Below are 18,561 nucleotides of genomic sequence, written 5' to 3' on the forward strand. Positions count from 1 at the left end.
CGGATGACTCTCGCACCGCCTCCCGCCCGTCTGTCCGGCCCGCGCTCGCTGTCGCCGGTGCTGCCGGTGGTGGCCGTGATCGCGCTGCTCGCGCTGCCCGTCGCTCCCGGCGGGGAGGGCGGGGCCGGTCCGGCGGACGTGCTGTCCGCGCTGGTCGTGGTTTTCTGCGGCGTCCGGTTGCTGTGGCAGCGGCGACGCCCCCTGACCCGGACCGCCGCCGTCGTGCTCGGCCTGCCGGTCGTCGGGCTCGCGCTCGCCGCGGCGGGCGCGGCCTCCCCGGGCACCGGGCTCACCGGCCTGGGCCGCCACCTCCAGGTGTTCGTCCTCGTCCCGGCCGCCGTGGCCCTGCTCATCCGCGACCGGCGCGACTTCCGGCTGCTGGCCTGGTCGTTCGTGGCGCTCGCGGTGTGGCAGGGGGCGGTCGGTGTGCACCAGTACGTGACCGCCACCGGCGCCTCCTACCAGGGCCGCCCGATCCGCGCGGTCGGCACCTTCGGCCCGCAGGACATCATGGGGATGGCGACCGTGGTGTCCCTCGGCCTGGTGTGCGCGGTCGGGCTCGCCCTCGGCCGCGCCGGTGCCGTACGGCAGCGTGTCGGCGCCCTCGCCTGCGCGCTCGGCCTGCTGCTGCCGCTCGCCCTGTCCTTCAGCCGGGGCGCCTGGATCGCCACGGCGGTGACCTGCCTGACGCAACTGCTGCTGGCCGGGGTACGGCGGGCGCTGCGGGTGGGGGCCGTGGCGGTGTCCGCGGGGGTGCTGCTGGCCGGCGGGTTCGGGGTCGGCACGGCCGTGCTCCAGGAGCGGATGGCCAGCATCACCCAGGTCACGGACGCGCCCGACCAGTCGGTCACCGACCGGTACACCCTCTGGGCGGCGGCTCTCGGGATGTGGCACGAACGGCCGCTGACCGGGGTCGGGCTGAAGGGCTTCCCCGAATACCGGGACACGCACGCCTCGCTGGCGCTGTCGGCGGGCAGCGACACGGAGGGCGCGGGCTCGGCCTACCGCAAACAGCCGCTGCTGTCCCCGCACAACATGTACCTGCTGGTGCTCAGCGAACAGGGTGTGATCGGCCTGTCGGCACTCGTGGGCAGCTGGGGCGCGCTGCTGGTGTGCGCGGTGCGGCGGCTGTGGCGGGCGCGCGCGGGGCGGACACCGGACGGCGGGCGGTCGCGGGGACGGGACCTGGACTGTGCGTCGGTGGCCTGCGGACTGCTCGTGTGGCAGCTCACCGACTTCCTGTACGCCGACATCGGCGGCCCCTCCGCCGTGCTGACCGCCGTCTGCTTCGGGCTCGCCGCGTGGTGGGCGCTGGCCGCGAGCCCCGCGGAGGGCGCGCCGGCCGGGGACCGCCCGGGCACGGCGGCCGGGAGCCGCCCGGAGGAGGCGCCCGCGCGATGACCGTGACACCGCCCCGGGTGCCCCGGCCGGACGGCCGTGAGGACTCCGGTCAGCAGGAGGCACCGCGGGTTCCGGCGGGGGCTGCGGGTGCCGTGGGCGCCGCGAGTGCCGTGGGCGCCGCGGGCGCCCCGGTCACCGCGAGTGCCCCGATCGCCGCGGGTACCCCGGTCGCCCCGGTCGCCCCGGAGACAGCGGAGACCCCGGAGGATCCGGAGAACCCGGAGAACCCGGAGAGCGCGGAGAGCGCGGAGAGCGCTGAGAACCCGGAGAGCGCAGAGAGCGCGGAGAGCGCGGAGGTCTCGAACTCCCCGGGCAGCCCGGACGCCAGGAGCAGCGTGGTGGTCCCGGACGCCCCGGAGACCGCGGGTCCGGCTGGGACACCGGACGCCCCGGAGACCACGGGCCCGGCTGGGACACCGGAGACCACGGGCCCGGCTGGGACACCGGAGACCACGGGCCCGGCTGGGACACCGGACGCGCCGGACTCCCCCGCCGCCCCGAGTGCCCCGGCTGCCGCGGAGGCCCGGGAGACCCCGGAGTCACCGGACGTCGAGGCCCAGGCCACATCGACCGCCCCGGAAGCCCCGGAGGCTCCGGCTACCCCGGCCACATCGAGCGCCCCGGAGGCTCCGGAAACCCCGCAGGCTCCGGCTACCCCGGTCACACCGACCGCCCCGGAGGCTCCGAAAACCCCGGAGACTCCGGCGGCCTCGGTCACACCGACCGCCCCGGATGCTCCGGAAACCCCGCATGCTCCGGCGACCCCGGCCACACCGACCGCCCCGGATGCTCCGGGAATCCCGGAAACCCCGGCCGCCCCCGCCCCCCTCGCAGTCCCCCCGGCACGTACCGCCGCCCCCGACCCCGCCCTCCCCACCGCCCTCCACCCCACCCCCGCCCGAACCGCCGAGCCCGAGGCCCCTCAAGCCTCCGGAAGCCCTCAGAACGTCAAGCAGGACGTCCAGGAGTCCCGCGGCTTCCTCGCCAGGGCGGCCCTCCTCACCGCGGTGCTGTCGATCGCCGGGTCGGTGCTGGGGCTCGCCCGGGACCAGGCGCTGGCCCGGCTGTTCGGCGCCGGCAGTGACACGGACGCCTTCCTGGTGGCGTGGACGGTCCCGGAGTTCGCCGCCACCCTGCTGATCGAGGACGGGCTGGCCTTCGTGCTGGTCCCGGCGTTCAGCCTGGCCCTGGCCCGGCGGGCGCGGGGCGCCGGCGGTGACCCGGTGCGCGCCCTGGTCGCCGCGACCGCGCCCCGGCTGCTGCTGGCCCTGGCCGCCGTCGCGGCGCTGGTCGTGGCCGCCGCGCCGCACCTCGTGGCGGCACTCGCACCCGGCCTGCCCGATCCGGCCCTGGCCGTCGACTGCACCCGCCTCACCGCGACCTGTGTGCTGAGCTTCGGCTTGGCCGGCTACTGCAGCGCCGCCCTGCGCGCCCACCGCCGCTTCCTCGCCCCGGCGTCGATCTACGTGGCCTACAACACCGCGATCATCACGGGGATGTTCGTGCTCGGCGGGCGCTGGGGCGTGCGCTCGGCGGCGGTCGGCGTCGCGGCCGGCGGCTGCCTGATGGTCGCCGTGCAGGTGCCGTCGCTGCTGCGGCAGCTGGGCAGGCGGTCGGCGTCAGCCCCGGGCGGGGAGGCGGGGGACGGCGCCCGGCCGGTGGCGCTCGCGCTGGTCGCGACCGTGCTGCTGTTCGCGCTGTGCCGGCAGTCGCAGGTGCTCATCGAGCGGTACCTCGCCTCCCATCTGTCCGCCGGGGCGATCTCCCACCTGAACTACGCGCAGAAGGTGGCGCAGATCCCGATGACGATGTCGCTGATGCTGTGCACGGTCACCTTCCCGGTGGTCGCGCGGGCGCTGGCCGACGGCGACTCGGAGCGGGCCCGCGCGCGGGTGGAGCGCGACCTGGCGCTGGCCGCGAGCGTGGTGCTGCTGGGCACGGCCGCGGTGGTGGCGTGCGCGCCGCAGATCGTCGAGGTGCTCTTCCAGCGGGGCGCGTTCACCGCCGGGGACACCGCGGCGACCGCGCGGGTGATGCGGGTGTACGCGCTCGGGCTGCTGGGCCAGACGCTGGTGGGCGCGCTGATCCGCTCGTACTTCGGGGCGGGCCGGCCCACCTGGTACCCGGTCGTCGCGATGGCGCTGGGGATCGTGGCGACCTCCTGGATCGGCGCCTGGGCGGTGGGCCCCTGGGGCACCTGCGGCATCGCCGCCGCCAACGCGGCCGGCATCTCGCTGACCGCCGCCCTGCTGCTGGCCGGCACCCGCCGGCGCGGGGTGGTGCCGATCCGGGTCAGGCCGGTGCTCGGGGAGCTGAGCCGGCCGCTGCGGGCGGCGCTGGTGGCGACGCTCGCGGGGGCGTTCGCCGCGAGTCGCCCGGCCGCTCCGGGGCTGTCGCTCGCCGCCGGACTGCTGACCGTGACCGTCGTCTTCGCCCTGCTCGGCCGGGCCCTGGGCGCGCAGGGCGTCGCCCCCGCATTCCGTTTCGTACGCTCCGTGACCCGAAGGCTCGCACATGGCCGCATCCGTTGACTCCGCCGCTCCCGGCACCCGCGCCGCTGCGGCGTCCTCCACCGCCCCGGTCCCGTGGGTGGCGATGTACCACTCCGTGGACGACTGCTCCGACGACCCGTACCGCATCACCGTCACACCCGCCCGGCTGGACCGGCAGCTCGGCTGGCTGCGGCGGCGCGGGCTGCGCGGTGTGTCCGTCGCCGAGCTGCTGGCGGCCCGCGCCGACGGGAGGGGCCGCGGGCTGGTCGGGCTGACCTTCGACGACGGGTACGCCGACTTCGTCGAGCACGCCCTGCCCGTGCTGCGCCGCCACGGCTTCGGCGCGACCCTGTTCGTGCTGCCGGGCCGGCTGGGCGGCGACAACGCCTGGGACCCGCTGGGCCCGCGCAAGCCGCTGCTGACGGCGGACGGCATCCGCGAGGCCGCCGCCGCCGGTGTCGAGATCGGCTCGCACGGACTGACGCACGTCGACCTGACGCGGGCGGACGACACGGTGCTGCGGGCCGAGACCGCCGGGAGCAGAGCACTGCTCGCGGAGCTGACCGGTGCTCCGGTCGCCGGGTTCTGCTACCCGTACGGCACCGTCGACCGCCGCGCCGTGGACGCCGTGCGCGCCGCCGGGTACCGCTACGCCTGCGCCATCGACCCCGGCCCGCTCACCGGCCCGCACGCCCTGCCCCGGCTGCACATCGGGCAGCGGGACACCGCCGTACGCCTCCACCTCAAGTACCGGCTGCACCGGCTGCGCCGCCGGCCGGTGGAGGTGACCCGGTGAGGGCGCTGCACATCATCACCGGCCTCGGCGTGGGCGGCGCCGAGCAGCAACTGCGGCTGCTGCTCCGCCACCTCCCGGTGGACTGCGACGTGGTGACGCTCACCAACCCGGGGGCCGTCGCCGACGGGCTGGCCGCCGACGGCGTCCGCGTCGTCCACCTCGGCATGACCGGCAACCGCGACCTGACCGCACTGCCCCGGCTGGTCCGGGTCATCCGCGACGGCGGCTACGACCTCGTCCACACCCATCTGTACCGGGCCTGCGTCTACGGCCGGCTCGCCGCCCGGCTCGCGGGCGTACGGGCGATCGTCGCCACCGAACACTCCCTCGGCGACTCCCAGATGGAGGGCCGCCCGCTCGGCGCGGGGGTGCGCGCGCTCTACCTCGCCTGCGAACGCCTCGGCCGGGCCACCGTCGCCGTCTCCCCCACGGTCGCCGGCCGCCTCCGCCGGTGGGGGGTGCCCGCCCCGCGCATCGAGGTGGTGCCCAACGGCATCGACCTGGCCCACTTCCGCTTCGACCCGCTCCGCCGGCACCGCACCCGGCAGCGGCTGGGTCTGCCGGAGGATGCGTACGTCATCGGCGGCGTCGGGCGGCTCACCGCCGGCAAACGCTTCGACGTCCTCGTGCACGCCCTCGCCCGGCTGCCCGGCGACCACTGGCTGCTGCTGGTCGGCGGCGGCCCCGAGGAGAACGTGCTGCGCCGCACCGCCCACGAGGCGGGCGTCGCCGACCGGGTGCTGTTCACCGGTGAGCGCCCCGGCGTCCCCGACGGCTCCCCCGGTCCCGGCCTGCCCTCGCTTCTCTTCGCGATGGACGTGCTGGCCTCGCCGTCCCCCGAGGAGTCGTTCGGCCTGGCGGTCGTGGAGGCCCTGGCGGCCGGGCTGCCGGTGCGTTACGCCTCCTGCCCCGCCATCGAGGACCTGCCCCCGCACAGCGCCCCGGCGGCCCGCCGCGTCACCGGCGGCGCGGACGCCTTCGCGCGGGCCCTCGCCGAGGCCCGCGCGGCCGGCCCGGCACCGCGCGCCGCCCCCGAGGCGGCCCACCACTACGGCATCGCGCGCAGCGCCGCCCGGCTGATGGACGTGTACGCGCGCATCGCCACCCCCTCCCCGTCCCCGTCTCCGCAGGAAGTCACCGCCTCATGACCGAGCACCCCACCGGGGACCACTCCCCCGGATCGCACCGCGCGCCCGCACCGCGCCGCGGGCCGTCGGCCCTGTCCCGCGCCCGGGCCCTGCCACCCTGGTCGCTGCTCGCCGCCGGCGTGCTGGCCGGCGGGCTGCTGGGCGGCGGGTACGGGATGGTCAGAACACCCGTGTACACGGCCACCAGCTATGTCGTCGCCGTGCCCACCGAGCGGTCCGACCCGGCCACCGCGCTCGGCTTCGCCCAGGCCTACGGCCGGGCCGCCACCCAGCTCGCCGTGCTCGGCGACGCGCAGGTGTGGGCGGGCGTCCCGGTGTCGACGCTCCGGTCGAGCGTGCGGACGGCGACCTCCCCGGACGTTCCGATGGTCGCCGTCACCGCCACCTCCGCCCGCCCGGACCTCGCCGCCGACATGGCCAACGCGGTGGCCCGCGCGCTCACCCGGCACGCGGGCGACACCGCCGAGGCCACCCATGTCGAGCTGGAGCAGTTCGCCCGCGCCACGGAACCCGCCGCACCGTCCTCGGCCTCCCCGGTCGTGACCGGGCTGGTCGGCGCGAGCGCGGGCGGGCTGCTGGGCGGACTGGCGCTGCTGGTGCGGCCCCGGCGCGGCCCGGACGACCCGGGCCGTCCCGCCTCGCTGCCGAGCCCTGCCCTCGCCGGTGACACCCGCGGTGCGCGGTGAACGCGGCGGACACCGCGCTCGCCGCGCCCGCCGCCGGACCGGCACCCGGCTGCACGGCGGAGGTGGTCACCGACGAGGCCGCCTTCGCCGCGCTGGGCCCCGCCTGGACCCGGCTGTACCGGCGGTGCGGTACGGCGACGCCGTTCCAGACCCATGCCTGGCTGCATGCGTGGTGGCGGTCGTACGGCAGGCGGGGGCGGCTGCGGGTGGTGCTGGTGCGGTCCGGTGGCGACCTGGTCGCGGCGGCCCCGCTGATGCGCACGGGCGGCCCGCTGCCCGCGCTGGTACCGCTCGGCGGGGCGGTCTCCGACTACGCCGACGTCCTGCTGGACGACACCCTCGGCCGGCGGGCGGTGGACGCGCTCACCGGCGCCCTCGCCCGGGAGGCCCGCGGCGCGCTGCTCGACCTGCGCGAGGTGCGGCCCGGCGGCGCCGCGGAACGGGTCTTCGAGCGGTGGCGCGGGCCGCGCCGCCGCCTCGACGACTCGCTCTGCCTGGAGCTGCCCCCGCTGCCCATGACCGACCTGGTCGCCCGGCTGCCGTCGGCCAAGGCCCAGCAGCGGGTTCGGGCCAAGCTGCGCAGGCTGGCGGCGCTCGGCGTCGAACGGCGTGCCGTCGCCCCGGCCGAGGTGGAACGGAGCGTGGACCGGCTGCTGGAGTTGCACCGGCTCCAGTGGCAGGGGCGGAAGGTGACGCCGGAGCATCTGCGTCCCCGGTTCCGCGACCACCTGGTGCGGGCGGCAAGGCCGATGGTGGCGTCGGGAGACGCGGTGGTCACCGAGTTCCTGCTGGACGGCGTGGTGGTCGCCGTGGATTTGACGCTGCTGTCGCCGTGCCTCGCCGGCGGCTACCTGTACGGCGCCCACCCGGGGCTGCGGGAGCGGAAGGCGGACGTGGCGGTCATGCTGCTGGACGCTGCCTGCGGGCACTTGGCCGGGCGCGGCACGCTGAGCCTGCTGCGCGGCGATGAGCCGTACAAACACCACTGGCGTCCGGACGTGGTGGTGAACCGGCGGCTGCTGCTGGCGCGGCGGCGCACGGCCCCGCTGCTGGCGGCGGCACTGGGCCGGGCCGGACTGCGGGGCCTGGGCCGGGAACTGGTCCGGCGGCGGGAGCGTGACGGTGGCGGCAGGTCCTGAGCGTGGCTGCCGCCGCCGTCGGCTGAGCTCCGGGTCAGTCGAACCGCGTCCACCAGTCGGCGCGTACGCACAGCTCCCCGCCGAGCCAGTGCTCGACCCAGTCGCCCAGGTCCAGCGGTGTGCAGTCGGCGGACGCCTCCGGGGCGGGCTCGCTGCCGGGCGGGTCCGCGGGCGCGTCGGTCGGCGGGCCGGCGGACGGGCTCGCCTGCGGGGCGGCCGGATCGCCGGGGCGGCCGGACAGCACGCTGCGGTACACCTCGGCGGCCTCGGGGTTCTCGTCGCACTGCCACACGCCGTGCGGGCAGTAGTCGGTCAGCGTGTTGTAGAGCGGTTCGTGCTCTTCCATCCAGGCGAGCATGCGCCGCATGTACTCGGCGTTGTCACCGTTGCGGAAGAGGCCCCATTCGGGATAGGAGATGGCCTTGCCGTGCTCCCGGGCGAATTCCACGTGGTGGTGCAGCCCGTACGGCTCACTCACCTGTTCGTCGAACGACATTCCGGCCGGCTGGTCGTAGGAATCCATGCCGATGATGTCGACCACGTCGTCGCCGGGATAGCACTCCGTCCAGGCGACGGCGTCCTTTCCGCGGCTCGGCGTGAAGTCGAACCGGAACCTCTGGCCCGGCACCGAACGCATGGTGGTGACGATCCTGTTCCAGTACGTCTTCCAGGACTCCGGGTCCGGGCCGCAGCGATGGGTGTAGGTGTCGCCGTTCATCTCCCAGCCGAGCACCAGCACCGTGTCCGGCACGCGCAGGGCGACCAGCCGCTCGGCCAGGGCGCGGAAGTGGTGGTCGAACCGCCCGGCGGCCCCCTGCCGCAGCAGCCCGCGCACCTCGGTGTCGGGGACGTCGTCCTCGTTGCGCTCCAGCATGGGCACGTTGAGGACGAGCATCCGGTCGGCGCGGCGGTTGCGCCAGTCCGCCCACACGGTGAGGAAGCCGGGGCGGCCCTCGATGTTGTCCCAGCGGTCGCCCGGCAGATAGGTGTGGCCGACGCGCAGGTCGGCGCCGCCGAGCCACCGGCTGAACTCGGCGATGCGGTGCACGCCGCGCGGGCCGTAGTCCAGGTAGGCGCCGAAGGCGGGAGCGTCCCTGGCGGGCGCCGGGACGAGCGGGACCGCCGGGGCGGCCGACGAGGCCGCCGGGAGCAACGGGACCACCGGGGCCGGCAGGACCGAGGGGACCGACGGGACCTGCGAAACCTGCGGGACCGAGGGACTGACGGTGACGGACGGGACCGGGTGCGCATACGGGACCGCCGCGACGGACGGAGATGGGAGGGCCGGCGGGATCCCTGGGACCGTCGGGCCCGCGGGGGCCGCCGGTACCGCCTGTTCCGGTGGTGGCGCCGGGACGGCGTGCGGTCCTGCCGCCCCGGGTCGCGGCGCGGCCGGGGGCACCGGCGGCGGATCGGCGGCCACCACCACCCCCAGTCCGGCGGCGAACCCCGGACCCGCGGCCAGGGCGGCCGTCGCGGCGACCGTCGCCGCGACGCATGCCAGCCGCCGGGACCGGCCCCGTCGCTGCTGTGGGGTCATGACTGCTCCTTCCGCCACGCTCGCGCTGTTCTTCGAACGCTCTTCTCGTGCTGTGCCGTGGAGATCCACTGACACTCAGTCACACGGACCGGCGCACCGCCAGCGCGATTGCGGCTTTCGAGTGCCCCGCTCGACCACGCGGGTGAGAAATCCTGTGCCGTGCGCTTCGCGGCGCGCGCACACCGATCGAATGGAAAGAACCACCGTGCCGCTGTTCGACACCCGGGTCCCCGCCGTTCTGCTGCGGACCGACCGGAACCCCTTCCACCACGGGACCCTGGGAGCCGTGCGCTCGCTCGGCCGGACCGGGGTGGAGGTGCACGTGGTCGCCGACTGCGCGGGCAGCCCCGTCGGCCGGTCCCGTTTCGTACGGCGACTGCACGCGCCGCCCGCCGCGGACGCCGGCCCCGACGAGATCGCCGCCGTCCTGCACCGGGTGGCCGCGACCCTCCCCGGCCCCGCCGTGCTGGTCCCGATGGACGACGCGAGCGCCGTCGCCGTGGGCCGGCTGCGTGCCGGGCTGGCACCCGGCTTTCTGCTGCCCGAGCCCTCCGAGGTGCTGCCCGAGCACGTCGCCGACAAGACGGAGCTGGCCGCGGTGTGCGCGGCCCTGGACGTACCGCATCCGGTGACCGTCGCCCCGGACAGCCCCGCCGGGGCCGCGTCCGCCGCCTGGCGCCTCGGACTGCCCGTGGTGGCCAAGTGGAGCCGCCCCTGGCTGCTGCCGGCCGGCTCCGGACTGCGCAGCACGGTCCTCGTGCGCTCCGCCCAGGAGGCCCGGGAGCTGTACGCGCGCACCCCGGAGGCCGGCAGTCCGCTGCTGCTCCAGGAGTTCCTGCCGCCCGGAGAGGACCGTGACTGGTTCGTGCACGGCTACGCCGACCGCTCCGGCACCCTCGTGGCCGGCGGCACCGGCCGCAAGCTGCACTCCTGGCCGCGCGGCGCGGGCCTGACCGCGGTCGGGGCGTGGGCGGACCGGCCACCGCTGTGGCGGCTGGCCACCCGCCTGGTCGCCGAGCTGGGCTACCGGGGCATCCTCGACCTGGACTTCCGCCGCTGCGCCACGACCGGGCGCCACCACCTGCTCGACTTCAACCCCCGCCCCGGTGCCCAGTTCCGGCTCTTCACCGACACCGCGGGCCTGGACGTCGTCCGCGCGCTGCACCTGGATCTGACCCGGCGCCCCCTGCCGGGCGGGCGACCGCGGCCCGGCCGGACGTTCGTGGTGGAGAACTACGCCCCGCTCGCCGCCCTGCGCCCGGCCCCCGCCGGCCGGGAACTGGCCTGGCACGCCCACGACGACCTCGCCCCTGGGCTGGCCATGTGGAGCCTGTGGAGCGCCCATGTCTCGCGTCGGCTGCGCGGGCGGCTGCGGCCCACCGCGCCGGTCGCCGCCCGCCCGCACGTCCCGCCGGCGCGCCACGCGGACACATCGACCGCACCGGCCGCACCGGGCCGGCCAGGCGACGAGAAGGCGGGCAGCCGCTGAGCCGGAACGAAGGCGCCCCTGGTGACGGTGAGCCTCCGTCACCAAGGGCGCCAGGGTGAGTGATCCGACCGCTGCCGGTTATTGGTGCGAGCCGGAGCCGGAGCCGCTCCGGCTCCGGCGGTACAGCAGGGCCCCGCCCGCGATCAGCACGGCACTGGCACCCGAGGCGGCCACGAGCGCCACACCACGGCTGCCGGTCTCGGGCAGGCTGGGCGGCGGGGTGTGGGCCGGCGGAGGCGTGTGCGTGGGGGGCGGGGTGTGCGAGGGGGGAGGTGTGTGCGTGGGAGGCGGTGTGTGAGTCGGGGGCGGAGTGTGGGTGGGCGGGGGCGTGTGCGTGGGCGGGGGCGTGTGGGAGGGCGGGGGCGTCTCGCCGTACCCAGGGGGCGTCTCGCCGTACCCGGGGGGCGTCTCGCCGTACTCCGGAGGCGCCTCACCGTAGCCCGAGGGCTCCTCGCCGTATCCGGACGGCGCGTTCCCGTAGCCCTCCGGGGTCTCCTTGCCCTCATCCGAGGGCGCCTCCTCGCCGTGCCCCGCCGAGGTGTCCTCGCCGTACTCCGAGGACTCGTCCTTGCCATGCTCCGAGGACTCTTCCTCCCCGTACTCCGAGGACTCGCCCTTGCCGTACCCCGAGGACTCCTCCTCGCCGTACCCGGAGGACTCCTCCTCGCCGTACCCCGAGGACTCCTCCTCGCCGTAAGCGGGCGTCTCCTCGCCGTACCCGGGGGAGGATGCCTCGTCCCCGTAGCCCGGGGCGGCCTCCTCGTCGTCCGAGGACGTCTCCTCCCCGTACTCCGGCGGGGCCTCCCCGTAGCCGCCGTCCGAGTCGTCCACCAGGATGTCGGCCGGGGTCGCCTCCTCGGAGTCCGGACCGGCGCCTGACGAACCCTCGGCCGCGTCGCCGGACGGGAGGGGGGCGGGAAGCGTCACGACGCCGCTGTGGGCGGACGCGTCACCGCTGTCGACGTCGCCGTGCGAACCGCCGGACGACGTGCCGGGACCGGCATCGGCGTACGACCCGCCGTGCTCCGTGTGCGCGTCACCGCCGCCGGTGTCCGAGGCGCCGGCGCAGGTGTCGTTGCCGCACGCGTTGTCCGGAACGGCCGCCGGGGCCTGGGCCTCCTTGCCCGCGACCACACCGGGCGAGTCCTTGCCGCCTCCGCCCGCCACCGTGTCGGCGAGGGCGGAACTGCCGCACAAGGACAGAATGCCGGTCGCGGCGGCGGCCGCGACCACTCCCTTGCTCAGGATCTGTCGCAATCTCGTTGTCTTCCTGCTTGGCGAAGTGGGAAACGCCGGCCTTGGGAAGGAAATGGGCCGCCGAGACCGAGCGAGCACCATGACCGGCAGCTGCAGAACGAGAGATAGACATCCGAAGGGACCAGGGAACTCAGTTCATCAGGTAATCACCCGAACGTATTGGCCGAATGGCCGTCAGAACCACGCCGCAGCACCGGAGTACGGCGTCTCACCGGCGCGCCACTGACAGCCTGTCAGCTCTCCGGCCGCGAGGAGCGGCGCGGCCCGCGGTGGACGCCGTCCGACCCGTCGCTGTCGCCCTCCCCGGCGCCACACGCGGTGAGCAGCGGGCCCGCGCCCACCGTGAGCGCGGGCACCGCTCTCCTAGGACACGATGTCCTTGCGGGCGAAGCCCCTGAAGGCCAGCGCGAACAGCACGAGGGCGTACGTCACGGACACCGCGGTGCCCTGGATCATGCCGGACCACTCCGGGCGGGGCTGGACGGCGTCCGCCCAGGCGAACTGCCAGTGCGCGGGCAGGAAGTGCCGCCAGTCGCCGAGGGCGGTCACCGCGTCCAGGACGTTGCCGACGATGGTGAGGCCGACGGCGCCGCCGACCGCGCCCAGCGGGGCGTCCGTGCGGGTCGACAGCCAGAACGCCAGCCCCGCGGTGACCAGTTGGGACACGAAGACGTACGCCACGACCACCGCGAGCCGCTGTGCGGCGGTGCCCGCGGCGAGGGAGCCGCCGGTGGGGATGGCCAGCGGGCCCCATCCGTAGGCGGCGGTGCCGACGGCGAGCGCCACCACGGGCAGCAGCACCATCGCGGCCAGGCTCAGCCCGAGTCCCACCGCGAGCTTCGACCACAGCAGCCGGGCACGCGGCACCGGTGCGGCGAGCAGGTAGCGCAGGGAGGACCAGCCGGCCTCCGAGGCGACGGTGTCCCCGCAGAACAGGGCGACCGGGATGACCAGCAGGAAGCCCGCCGAGACGAACAGGCTGACCGCGGCGAAGTTCGCGCCGGACGCGGTCGCCGTGTCCATCAGGGTGACGCGGTCGCCGCGCCCCTCCGGGTCGCCGCCGATGGCGAAGGCGGCGACCAGCACGAACGGAAGGGCGGCGAGGATGCCGAACATGACCATCGTGCGGCGGCGCTTGAGCTGGCGGGCCAGCTCGACGCGCAGCGGCAGGGTGCGGGCCGCCCGGTAGCCGGAGGCCACGTCGGCGAGCGCGGGGGTGCTCATGCGGAGCCTCCGATCAGGGTGAGGAAGGCGTCCTCCAGGCGGCGGTGCGGGCCCACCGACTGGACGGGCACCTCCAGGCGGACGAGTTCGGCGACGAGCCGGGGGGCGCTGCCGTCAGCGTCGAGGCGGACCAGCAGCCCGTCCTCGGTGCGGACGGCCGAGGCGACGCCCTCCAGCGCGGCGACCTTCTCCACCAGCGGCTCACCGAGGGGCGCGGGCGTGCCGACGAGCAGGGTGCGGCCGGAGCCGACGATCTCCCCGACCGGGCCCGTCTGCACCAGCCGGCCCCGGTCCATGACCACGAGGTGGGTGCACGACTGCTCGACCTCGGCGAGCAGGTGGCTGGAGACGATCACCGTGCGGCCGGCGGCCGCATAACGGATCATCACCTCGCGCATCTCGCGGATCTGGGGCGGGTCGAGCCCGTTGGTCGGTTCGTCGAGGATGAGCAGGTCCGGCAGGCCGAGCATGGCCTGGGCGATCGCGAGGCGCTGGCGCATGCCCTGGGAGTAGGTGCGCACCGCGCGGGCCAGGGCCTCGCCGAGTCCGGCGATCTCCAGGGCCTCGTCGAGGTGGGCGTCCTCGGCGGGACGGCCGGTGGCCTTCCAGTACAGCTCCAGGTTCTCCCGCCCGGACAGGTGCGGCAGGAAGCCCGCGCCCTCGACGAAGGCGCCGACCCGGGAGAGGACCGGGGCGCCGGGGCGGATCGCGTGCCCGAAGACGCGGATCTCGCCGCCGTCCGGGGTGATCAGGCCCATCAGCATGCGCAAGGTGGTGGTCTTGCCCGCGCCGTTGGGGCCGAGCAGGCCGAGGACCTGGCCCTTCTCCACCCGGAAGGTCAGGTCCCGCACCGCGTACCGGTCCGCTGACTTCGCGTACCGCTTGCTCAGTCCGGTGATCTGCAGCGGCACGTCCGCGAGCGCCGGATCGGGCGCGGGGCCCGCGGTGCGGCGGCGGGTGGTGAGCAGCAGGGCGGCCGCGACGAGCACGCCGGTGACCGGCAGCCACCACACCCAGGACGGCAGCGGGGCGGCGGCGGTGGTGACACCGGGCGCCGTCGGCACGTTCAGGTCGCCCTTCAGGGAGACGGTGTACGTCGCCGGGGCGGCCGGTGAGGCGTAGCCGAGGTCGGTGGCGGACAGCACCAGGCTGAGCCGGTGGCCCTTCTCCACCTCGTGGTCGATCGCCGGGAGGGTCAGGGTGACGTCCTTGCCGGACCCGGCGTCCTCGACGCGGACCGGGGACACCAGCCGGGCGGGCAGCACCTGGCGGGCGCCGTCCGGGGCGACGTCGTAGACCTTGCCGAAGAGCACCGCGTCGTCACTGGTCGACTCGACGTGGACCGTGACCGTGGGCGAGCCGGTGATCCGCAGGTCGTCGCGGAGCGGCGCCGACGCGAAGCGGGCGTACTGGCCGGGGAAGTCCAGGGAGATCCCGACGCCCAGTGCGGAGAGCTGGGCGAGTCCGCCGGAGCCGCCCAGGCCGGGCAGGGCGGAGACGGCGGGCGGGTTGGCGCCGGGCGGGTTGCCGAAGGTCTGGGTGCGGCCGGTCAGCGCCACGGACGTGCCGTCGCCGGTCAGGCCCGGGTAGCTGTCGGCGCTCGCGCCGCGCAGCTGGGCCTCGCCGTCGGTGGAGTCGACGCCGCCGGTGCGGGTGACGCGGAAGGCGGGGCCGGTGCCGACGCTCTCGTCGCCCTTCAGGTACCGGTCGAACCAGGCCGTGACCCGGGCCTGGACGCGGTCCGTCTCCGGGTCGCCGCCGTCGTGGCCGCCCGCGATCCAGTCGACGGCGACGGGGGCGCCGCCCGAACGGATCGCCTTCGCCGCCGCGTCGGCCTGGCCGAGCGGGAACAGGGAGTCGGACTGGCCCTGGACGAGCAGCGTCGGCACCTTGATGCGGTCGCCGACGGCGGACGGCGAACGTTCCTCCAGCAGTGCCCGCGCCCCGGCGTCCGGGGTGCCGGACTCGGCGACCCGCTCGTACATCCGGCAGACCGTCGCCTCGAAGGCCTGGCAGCCGCCGCCGGAGTTGACGAAGATGCCCGCCCACAGCTTCTTGAACACGCCGTTCGGGAACAGCGCGTCCGCCAGGTTCCAGTAGGTGATCGCGGGGGCGACGGCGTCCACGCGCGGATCGTGCCCGGCGGCCAGCAGGGCGACGGCGCCGCCGTAGGAGGCGCCCGCCATGCCGACGCGCGGGTCGCCGTCCCCGTCGAGCCGGACCTGGGGCTGTTCCGCCAGCCAGTCGAGCAGCTTCGAGACGTCGGCGACCTCACCATCGGGGTCGTTCAGTCCGATCTTCCCGGTCGACCTGCCGAAGCCGCGCGCCGACCAGGTCAGCACCGCGTACCCGTCCCGGGCCAGCTCCTCGGCCTGCTGCCGGACGTCGTCCTTGCTGCCGCCGAAGCCGTGCCCGAGCAGCACGGCGGGCCGGCGGCCGCCGGTGGCCGAGGTGAAGTACGAGGTGTCGAGGCGTATGCCGTCACCCACCTCCATGACCCGGTCGGCGCGGTGCACCGCGGGCGGGTCGTCGCCGGCGACGGCCGTCCAGGTGCCGGCACCGGCGAGCACGGCGACGGCGGCCCCGGCGGCGAGCAGGCGTCGCGGGCCCCGCGACCACGCCCCGCGACGCGGTCCGGGCAGTCGAAGATCCATGCGTCAACGGTACGGGTCCGGCCTGTCGCGGCGGACAGCTTGTGGACGGAACCCCGCCCCCTCCCCGAGGACTACGAGCCCGCCCCCGCGTACCGCACCCGTGGTACACGCGGCGCCACGGACCCCCACCGGCCCACGGCCGGGACGACACTCGCCGCCTACCGCGGCACGGACGGCCGGGACGATGGCCGGTGTGTACCGGTGAACCGGGACTTCACCTGAGCGAAGCGTGCGAACGCCAGGACCCCGAACGGGTGTCGGTGGTGCCCGCTAGAGTCACGTCTCACAACGCACACACAGCTTGGGGTGGGGATCCATGAACGTACGGCACACCGCCGCCTGGGTGGGGGTCACGGCAGTGGCGCTGCTGGCGACGACCGCCTGCGGGTCGGAGAAGGCGGTCGACAGCGCCGACCAGATCATGTCGGCGCTGACGCGGGTCACGGACCGGACGCAGGAACTTGGCTCGGCGGAGATCGAGACGACGACCACGCTCGACGCGACCGGCGGCGAGCCGATCTCCATGGACGGCACGTACTCCTGGGGTGACGGCGCGGCCATGGACGTCGAGATGGACACCGCCGCCGCGCAGATGAGCGCCCTCCAGGACGACCCGACGACACGGGTCATCATGGTGGACGGCGCCTACTACTACGACGTCGATCCCCAGCCGAGCGGCCCCATCGCGGGCAAGGAGTGGATGCGCATCGATGTCGCCGCCGTGACGGGCGAGGCGGGCGCCGACAACATGGCGGCCAACGCCGACCCGACCGCGGCGCTGCGCTACATGACGGCCTCCACGGAGGTGGAGGACCTCGGCGAGGAGACCGTCCTGGGCAAGGAGACCACCCACTACCGGGGCAGCGTCGGCGCGGAGCACATCGAGAAGTCGAAGCTCACCGAGGCCGAGAAGAAGGCCGCCATCACCGCCCTGCGGGCGAGCGGCGGCAAGCTCACCTGCGACCTGTGGGTCGACAGGGAGGACCTGCCGGTGCGGATCTCGCAGACCGGTGCCGGCATGACCGTGACCATGGACTTCCTGAAGTTCGGGGCCACCGAGAAGATCACGGCTCCGCCCGCCGCCGAGACCGGCGACCTCACCGAGCAGGTCCGGGAGCAGCGGGACGCGGCGATCGGCCAGTGACCCGCCGGCGCCCCCGGCCCGCCGCGCAGCGCGGATGAGCCGGGGGCGTCCGGGCCGGGGCGTCCGGACCGGGGGGCGTCCGGGTGGGTCAGTGGTTGCGGGGGAAGCCCAGGTCCACGCCCGCCGGGGCCTCGGACGGGTCGGGCCAGCGGGTGGTGACGACCTTGCCGCGGGTGTAGAAGTGCGTGCCGTCGTTGCCGTAGATGTGGTGGTCGCCGAAGAGGGAGTCCTTCCAGCCGCCGAAGGAGTGGTAGCCGACGGGGACCGGGATCGGGACGTTCACGCCGACCATGCCGGCCTCGATCTCCAGCTGGAAGCGGCGGGCCGCGCCGCCGTCCCGGGTGAAGATCGCGGTGCCGTTGCCGAACGGGGAGCCGTTGATGAGGGCGACGCCCTCCTCGTAGGTGTCCACGCGCAGCACGCACAGCACCGGGCCGAAGATCTCGTCCTGGTAGGCCTTGGCGCTGGTCGGCACCTTGTCGAGGAGCGAGATACCGATCCAGTGGCCGTCCTCGAAGCCCTCGACGGTGTGACCGGTGCCGTCCAGGACGACCTCGCAGCCCTCGGCCGCCGCGTTCTCGACGTAGGACGCCACCTTGTCGCGGTGGGCCTTGGTGATCAGCGGGCCCATCTCGGAGGCGGGGTCGTTGCCGGGGCCGATCTTGATCTTCTCCGCGCGCTCGCGGATCTTCTGCACCAGGGTGTCGCCGATCGCGCCGACGGCGACGACCGCCGAGATCGCCATGCACCGCTCGCCCGCCGAGCCGTAGGCCGCCGAGACCGCGGCGTCCGCCGCCGCGTCCAGGTCCGCGTCCGGCAGCACCAGCATGTGGTTCTTGGCGCCGCCCAAAGCCTGCACGCGCTTGCCGTTGGCGGAGGCGGTGGTGTGGATGTGGCGGGCGATCGGGGTGGAGCCGACGAAGGAGACGGCCTTGACGTCCGGGTGCTCCAGCAGGCGGTCGACGGCCACCTTGTCGCCGTGGACGACGTTGAAGACGCCGTCGGGCAGTCCCGCCTCGGCGAGCAGTTCGGCGATCCTCATGGACGCCGACGGGTCCTTCTCGCTCGGCTTGAGCACGAAGGTGTTGCCGCAGGCGATGGCGAGCGGGAACATCCACATCGGCACCATCGCCGGGAAGTTGAACGGCGTGATGCCGGCGACCACGCCGAGCGGCTGGCGGATCGCGGCCACGTCGACCCGGCTGGCGACCTGGGTGGACAGCTCCCCCTTGAGCTGGACGCTGATCCCGCAGGCCAGGTCGACGATCTCCAGTCCGCGGGCGACCTCGCCGAGCGCGTCGGAGTGCACCTTGCCGTGCTCGGCGGTGATCAGCTCCGCGATCTCGTCGCGGTGCGCGTCCAGCAGGGCCCGGAAGCGGAAGAGGATGGTCGTGCGCTGCGCCAGCGAGGACTGGCCCCAGGTCGTGAAGGCGTCCTTCGCGGCGGCGACCGCGGCGTCCACCTCCTCGACGGAGGCGAAGGCGACCTTGGTGGTGACGGCGCCGGTCGCCGGGTCCGTGACCGGACCGAACGTGCCCGACGCGCCCTCGACGGCCTTGCCGCCGATCCAGTGGTTGACGATCTTCGTCAT

Annotated in this window: 14 protein-coding genes; 8 read left to right on the forward strand and 6 right to left on the reverse strand. The window is 75.2% G+C overall.

The genetic code is table 11. The features are described from left to right. The first annotated feature begins 3 nt into the window (after positions 1 to 3). From SGLAU_RS12170 to SGLAU_RS12200, 6 genes are all read left to right on the forward strand, one after another. Positions 4 to 1,401, forward strand: a complete 1,398-nt coding sequence (locus tag SGLAU_RS12170) for an O-antigen ligase family protein (RefSeq protein WP_052413723.1) — start codon at positions 4 to 6, stop codon at positions 1,399 to 1,401. Between the two features lie 1,007 nt (positions 1,402 to 2,408). Continuing rightward, positions 2,409 to 3,932, forward strand: coding sequence for a murein biosynthesis integral membrane protein MurJ (murJ, locus tag SGLAU_RS33560; RefSeq protein WP_412556227.1), 1,524 nt, complete (start codon positions 2,409 to 2,411; stop codon positions 3,930 to 3,932). Further along, the gene (locus SGLAU_RS12185; protein ID WP_043500964.1) at positions 3,916 to 4,689 is read left to right on the forward strand and encodes a polysaccharide deacetylase family protein; all 774 of its coding nucleotides are present in this window, start codon (positions 3,916 to 3,918) and stop codon (positions 4,687 to 4,689) included. Before murJ ends, SGLAU_RS12185 begins: the two co-directional genes overlap by 17 nt. Beyond that, positions 4,686 to 5,837, forward strand: coding sequence for a glycosyltransferase (locus SGLAU_RS12190; protein ID WP_043500966.1), 1,152 nt, complete (start codon positions 4,686 to 4,688; stop codon positions 5,835 to 5,837). Before SGLAU_RS12185 ends, SGLAU_RS12190 begins: the two co-directional genes overlap by 4 nt. After that, positions 5,834 to 6,523: a lipopolysaccharide biosynthesis protein gene (locus SGLAU_RS12195; protein ID WP_244315201.1), complete on the forward strand. Its 690-nt coding sequence runs from the start codon at positions 5,834 to 5,836 to the stop codon at positions 6,521 to 6,523. Before SGLAU_RS12190 ends, SGLAU_RS12195 begins: the two co-directional genes overlap by 4 nt. Then, positions 6,520 to 7,662, forward strand: coding sequence for a GNAT family N-acetyltransferase (locus tag SGLAU_RS12200; RefSeq protein ID WP_052413725.1), 1,143 nt, complete (start codon positions 6,520 to 6,522; stop codon positions 7,660 to 7,662). The genes SGLAU_RS12195 and SGLAU_RS12200 overlap by 4 nt, the downstream gene beginning before the upstream one ends. Positions 7,663 to 7,696: 34 nt before the next feature. Here SGLAU_RS12200 and SGLAU_RS12205 read toward each other — a convergent pair whose 3' ends face one another. Continuing rightward, positions 7,697 to 9,202, reverse strand: coding sequence for a glycoside hydrolase family 26 protein (locus SGLAU_RS12205; protein ID WP_208868908.1), 1,506 nt, complete (start codon positions 9,200 to 9,202; stop codon positions 7,697 to 7,699). A gap of 205 nt (positions 9,203 to 9,407) precedes the next feature. Here SGLAU_RS12205 and SGLAU_RS12210 point away from each other — a divergent pair, with 205 nt between their 5' ends. Then, positions 9,408 to 10,691: a hypothetical protein gene (locus SGLAU_RS12210; protein ID WP_043500967.1), complete on the forward strand. Its 1,284-nt coding sequence runs from the start codon at positions 9,408 to 9,410 to the stop codon at positions 10,689 to 10,691. A gap of 78 nt (positions 10,692 to 10,769) precedes the next feature. On the opposite strand, the gene SGLAU_RS12215 is transcribed toward SGLAU_RS12210, so the two are convergent. From SGLAU_RS12215 to SGLAU_RS12225, 4 genes are all read right to left on the reverse strand, one after another. Beyond that, positions 10,770 to 11,948 (reverse strand): chaplin, encoded by a 1,179-nt coding sequence (locus SGLAU_RS12215; protein WP_244315202.1) that lies wholly within the window; start codon positions 11,946 to 11,948, stop codon positions 10,770 to 10,772. Between the two features lie 233 nt (positions 11,949 to 12,181). After that, entirely contained in the window at positions 12,182 to 12,304 is a 123-nt protein-coding gene (locus SGLAU_RS36690) for a hypothetical protein (protein ID WP_279628000.1), read from the reverse strand. 7 nt (positions 12,305 to 12,311) lie between these two features. After that, positions 12,312 to 13,172 carry an ABC transporter permease gene (locus SGLAU_RS12220; protein ID WP_043500971.1) on the reverse strand — a complete coding sequence of 287 codons (861 nt, stop codon included), beginning with the start codon at positions 13,170 to 13,172 and terminating at the stop codon, positions 12,312 to 12,314. Next, positions 13,169 to 15,826 carry a CocE/NonD family hydrolase gene (locus SGLAU_RS12225; RefSeq protein WP_043500974.1) on the reverse strand — a complete coding sequence of 886 codons (2,658 nt, stop codon included), beginning with the start codon at positions 15,824 to 15,826 and terminating at the stop codon, positions 13,169 to 13,171. The genes SGLAU_RS12220 and SGLAU_RS12225 overlap by 4 nt, the downstream gene beginning before the upstream one ends. Before the next feature lie 316 nt (positions 15,827 to 16,142). Here SGLAU_RS12225 and SGLAU_RS12230 point away from each other — a divergent pair, with 316 nt between their 5' ends. Then, positions 16,143 to 16,970: a lipoprotein gene (locus SGLAU_RS12230; protein ID WP_043500975.1), complete on the forward strand. Its 828-nt coding sequence runs from the start codon at positions 16,143 to 16,145 to the stop codon at positions 16,968 to 16,970. Between the two features lie 88 nt (positions 16,971 to 17,058). On the opposite strand, the gene mmsA is transcribed toward SGLAU_RS12230, so the two are convergent. After that, on the reverse strand, positions 17,059 to 18,561 hold the full coding sequence (mmsA, locus tag SGLAU_RS12235; RefSeq protein WP_043500976.1) for a CoA-acylating methylmalonate-semialdehyde dehydrogenase: 1,503 nt from the start codon (positions 18,559 to 18,561) through the stop codon (positions 17,059 to 17,061).

Source organism: Streptomyces glaucescens (assembly GCF_000761215.1).
GTDB classification, from domain to species: Bacteria; Actinomycetota; Actinomycetes; order Streptomycetales; family Streptomycetaceae; genus Streptomyces; species Streptomyces glaucescens_B.

Excerpts from the sequence above, each read along its gene's own strand:
- SGLAU_RS12220 (WP_043500971.1), bottom strand. The coding sequence starts at position 13,172 with ATGAGCACCCCCGCGCTCGCCGACGTGGCCTCCGGCTACCGGGCGGCC.
- SGLAU_RS12185 (WP_043500964.1), top strand. The coding sequence starts at position 3,916 with ATGGCCGCATCCGTTGACTCCGCCGCTCCCGGCACCCGCGCCGCTGCG.
- SGLAU_RS12230 (WP_043500975.1), top strand. The coding sequence starts at position 16,143 with ATGAACGTACGGCACACCGCCGCCTGGGTGGGGGTCACGGCAGTGGCG.
- SGLAU_RS12205 (WP_208868908.1), bottom strand. The coding sequence starts at position 9,202 with ATGACCCCACAGCAGCGACGGGGCCGGTCCCGGCGGCTGGCATGCGTC.
- mmsA (WP_043500976.1), bottom strand. The coding sequence starts at position 18,561 with ATGACGAAGATCGTCAACCACTGGATCGGCGGCAAGGCCGTCGAGGGC.
- SGLAU_RS12225 (WP_043500974.1), bottom strand. The coding sequence starts at position 15,826 with ATGGATCTTCGACTGCCCGGACCGCGTCGCGGGGCGTGGTCGCGGGGC.
- SGLAU_RS12170 (WP_052413723.1), top strand. The coding sequence starts at position 4 with ATGACTCTCGCACCGCCTCCCGCCCGTCTGTCCGGCCCGCGCTCGCTG.
- SGLAU_RS12195 (WP_244315201.1), top strand. The coding sequence starts at position 5,834 with ATGACCGAGCACCCCACCGGGGACCACTCCCCCGGATCGCACCGCGCG.